The organism is Neolewinella lacunae (assembly GCF_014349155.1).
GTDB lineage: Bacteria > Bacteroidota > Bacteroidia > Chitinophagales > Saprospiraceae > Neolewinella > Neolewinella lacunae.
In genome coordinates, this window is record NZ_JACSIT010000004.1 from 1 (window position 1) to 365 (window position 365).

1 protein-coding gene is annotated in these 365 nt (G+C 65.5%); it reads right to left on the reverse strand.

Going from position 1 to position 365, the window contains the following annotated elements:
- The coding region (locus H9S92_RS00020) for a SprB repeat-containing protein (protein WP_187464686.1) at positions 1-365 on the reverse strand (365 nt) is incomplete at both ends.

A 365-nucleotide genomic window follows, 5' to 3' on the forward strand; every position in this document is an offset into this window, starting at 1 on the left:
GTTACCGTGTAGATGCCCGCAGCCAGGCCCGTGGCCGTAGCCGTCGTCTGTCCGTTGCTCCACAGGTAGGTGTAGTCGGGGGTACCGCCGGTGGCAACTACCGTCAGCGTGCCGTCCGTGTCTCCGTTGCAGAGCACGTCCGTGTCGGCGATGGCAGCTTCCAGGTCGGTGGGCTCGTTGACCGTGCCCGTGGCGGTTTCCGTACAGCCGTTGGCGTCGGTGACCGTCACCGTGTAGGTGCCAGCGGCCAGACCGGTGGCCGTAGCCGTAGTCTGTCCGTTGCTCCACAGGTAGGTGTAGTCAAGGGTACCACCCGTGGCTACTACCGTCAGCGTGCCGTCCGTGTCTCCGTTGCAGAGCACGTC